This is a genomic window from Mesorhizobium sp. EU05-FHT14A09, from assembly GCF_058790995.1.
On sequence record NZ_JBYTDF010000021.1, the window covers coordinates 1 to 3,973 of the forward strand.

The 3,973-nt window shown below is 65.8% G+C and carries 1 protein-coding gene; it reads right to left on the minus strand.

What is annotated here, in order from left to right; genetic code table 11:
• The coding region (locus tag AC3WTO_RS31075; protein ID WP_492558471.1) for a LysM peptidoglycan-binding domain-containing protein at positions 1-3,774 on the minus strand (3,774 nt) is incomplete at its 3' end.
• Positions 3,775-3,973: the final 199 nt, after the last annotated feature.

The window sequence follows — 3,973 nt, forward strand, 5'->3', positions numbered from 1 at the left end:
ATTATCGGGATGAGCTTTCAAGTTTATGGCGGCTCCCCAGAACATCTGGAGGATTGCCGCGATGAGTTCGGCTCTGCTGAGATGCTGGCCTTGTCTGAGTTTCTCGAACTCGGCGGATGCGACGTTGCCGGCTGCATCGAGGCCGCCCTGTGCGACGAGGCCTGGGATGGACAGTCTTGTCAGGGATGAGGCTCCGGCATTAGCGGCGGCATTGTTGATGGGGGTGTGGATCCTGATGATGCCGGAGAGCGGGCCGGTGACGATGGCCAGGATGGCGCTGAAGACGCCGCTGATGGCGGTCTGGATGAGCTGCTGATAGCCTTCATGGGTATCGAGCTTGCCCTCGAAGACGAGCGCCCCGGTCGTGGCGGTCTGCTGTCCGAGCGCGATGGTGATGGAAGATTCCAGCATGCCGGCCATCGAGGTGTAGCCTCGCTGGCGCAGGGTCCATGTGGCACCGAAGCGCTCGCCCAGCTGGGTGCTGACCAGTTTGGACAGCGCGACGCCGGTTCGGCCGAACTGGGACAGGGTGAGGTCGAAGAGCTCGCTCTTGATGGTGGATTGGACGGTCTCCCAGGTAACCTTGGGCGGCTGCGACGGGTCCTGGGTGTCGGAGTTGAAAGTCATCGCCCACTGGGTGGCCAGGCCCAGGAACGAGGCGCTGCCATCCTTGGAGATGTCATTGCCCTTGGCGAGATTGACCAGGTCGCCGACGAACTTGTAGACCTCGATGGCAAGGATGGTGGCCAGGTTGGACTTCAGCAGCGTGCCCAGGAAGATGACGCTGGTGTCGACCGCGGTCTGGATGGGTTTCCAGAACTCTGTGTTCTCGCGTACCTTGTCCAGCTGGCCTGGCATGGTGATGGCATAGTCTGCCGCCATGGCCTTCTGGGCCCTGATGAAGTCCTGTTGTGACAGGGTGCCTGCCGAAAGGCCATTGGCCAGGGTCTGGGCCTTGGCGGCTTGGCCATCGACATAGGCCGATGCTGTTTCGACCGGGTCTTCCAGGAACAATTCGAAGGCATTCTGGATCCAGCCCTGCTGCGCGATGGCCTCATGGAGGGCGGCGGCGTCGCGTTGCCGCTCCTCGGCCCCGCCTTGGGCAAATCTCTTCATGGCCTCGTTTGCCTGGCGCTTGATGGTCAGCGCCGCCAGCAACTGCTGGCCTTCGGGGGAGCCATAGAGCGCCTGCTGGCGCTGTTGCAGGGCCGCGGCGCTGCTGATGCCGGGATTGGCGAGGCTGTCCAGCTCCCGCTTCAGCTCGGGATTGCGCTTGCCCCACGCCTCGATGAACCTGCTTGCCTCGGTCTCGTTGCGGACATCGAGGGCCATCGTCAGTTCGCTGACTTTCTGGCCAAGCTCCATCGACGCCCTGCGGTGGTCGGTCTCGTATCGGCTTTCCACCTTGGCCCGTTCGGCGTGATCGTGACGCTGGATGCCAGGCAAGGACAACAGATAGCGGTCATGCTCGAGCCCGGCATCACCGGTCAGCTGGGCGATCCGCAGCTGTGTGATCGTACGCTCCAGAGTGCTGAGCTGCGTCTGTCCGGGGAAGCCGATGGGCGTGGCGGTGCCGGAAGGCCCTCCCGCGCCGGCGGCGCCGCTGGCGTCGACGACGAGTGCGAAGGCGTCGGGATTGGCGGCCTGCCAGTCGTCCTTCTGGCGCTGGAGCCCGTCACGCTGTCTCTCAAGCGCCTCGAGGCTGATGCTCCGGTCGACCTGGATCGCCTCCTCATACGCGATCTTGGCGCTCAGCAGGGCGTCATTGGCCTGGTTGCGCACCAGCCAGGGGGCGTGGGCATGGGCGGCCAGCGGGCTCACGTCCTTTCCCTGCGCGTGTGCCTCCTGCACTTTGTCGAAGGCCTCCCACAGAGACTGCAACGGCTTCCCGGCGAAGACGACGTCGTCGGGATCGTACGCCCACTCCTCGCGGGCCCATTTGCGGAACTCCACCTCCAGGCTCAGTTCGGCGGCCTGGCTGGCCTGGGTCCTGTGATAGAGGGTCCTTTGCGTCTCGGCCAGGTCGAGCCCGGCCGCGGCCGCCTTCAGCCCGCGGCTGGCCTCAACGGCCTGCCCGGACACTGCGGCAAAGCGGGCCTGGGCCTGATCGTACCTTGCGCTTCCAGGACGGGCGGAAGCCTGGGCTCCATAGGCCTCTACCAGCTGATTGCCGGCCATATGGCGCTGGCGCGCACCCAGGATCTGGGTTGTCAGGCCCTGTATCACCGCACCATCATGCTGCCCCACTTCCAGCCGCTCGGCCAGTTGCCCGCGCTGCGCCTGCAACTGCGATACCGGCTCGCCGGTGCGCCGCTCCCGTTCAATGCGGGCATCCAGCTCCCGCAACTGGCCCTGCAGGCCGCCCAGCTGCTCCTGGCTCTGCTCGGTCTGCTGGTACAGATAGCCGAGCCCGCCGGCGATCTCGACTTCCTCGACCTCGCCGGTCCGCGGGTCCGGTACATGCACCGTGAACCACTGGTCCGCCTCGATGAACTGGCGCTCCGTCGTGCCGTGCTGGTGGTCACGACGCTCGACCACCAGCATGTTCGTCGTCACATCGTAGAGCGTGACCGTGTCGACATCCGTGCCCGTCGCCTCGACATGCGTCGTGCCGGCACCAAGCGCCTCCAGAACCTGCTGCTCGCTCAGGCCCAGCACGCTCGCCGCTTCCTCAAGGCTGCGGCCTTCAGCGAAGATCGCCTGCCGGGCCGCTGCCGCGGCCCCGGAAGCCGCATCCTCGGGGCCTTCAAGCACCTGCCGCCAGCCCGTCGGCGCGATCCATGTCACCTGCCGTGACCCGTCCGCATTCACGATTGTCTCAAGCACAGAACCGTCCGCGCGCTCCTGGCGGACCGTCGAACCCGTACCGGAGACAAACACCTTCTCACCAATCTGGATCACATTGGGATCGCGCCCTTCGCCGAACAGCCAGGGATTGAGCGCGGCCAGCTCATCAAGGCTCATGTCATGCCGCGCCGCGATCGAGCCAAGGCCATCACCCGGCAGGGCCTCGTCCTCGACCGGTGCATTCTTCTGTGTGATCGTCGTCGTGCGCAGCCCGTCCGTGTCGATCTCGGTCACCGTGCGCGTGCCGGCCCTGGCATCCTGCCATGTCGTCACCCGTGCGCCCGCACCATCGAAACGGCTCTCAACCGTGCCGCCATTGCCGTCAGCCCGCTGCTCGACACCCGTGCGCGTGCCATTGTCCGCCTCGGTCGTGCTCTCCGTCCCGTGCTGGTCATCGCGCGTGACGGTGACCGTGCGGCCATCTCGGGTCACTGCCGTCGTCAGCACTTCCTGGCCGAGCGTGATCACAGTGTGCGTGCCGGCCACAGGGTCATCCAGAACGATCTGGCCATGACCATTGCCGTCGACATCCTTATGCGAGGTCCGCCCCTTGTCATCGCGCGTATCCTCGATGATCCGGCGCCCGCCCCCGGAAGCCGCATCCGGCACCGTCTCCTGGCGCGTCCTCAAACCATGCTGGCCAGCCTGCGTATGGATGACAATGCGGCCACCCTGCTCGACGTGTGTCGTGCGCACATCCCCGGACACATCCTCGTTCAGCAGCAGGCCGCCTGCCATGGACTCCTCGGTCAGCTGCTTCACGGTCAGGCCGCGATCGGCCGCGATCTCGTCCAGCCGCCTGCCCTGCTCGATCTGCGCCCGGGTTGCCTCCACACGGCTTTCCAGCGGCATGTCCTGGTTGCGCCCCAAAGTGCCCAGCGACGAAAGCTGGACGACATAGGCCCTCCGTTCCCCGTCCACCCGCATCGGGCCAAGCCCGCCATACGAAGCCCGTCCGCCCCGCCCAGAGCCAATCCCCGCCGCAAGCGAGCCGGAGGACACAGAACTCGAAAGACCTGACGTCGATACCGCTGCTGCCGCAGAAGGGCGCGACCCTCCGCTCCAGCCACGCTCACCATCCACCAGACGCAACCCCATCCCATATTGCGGACGACGTATCTCCATC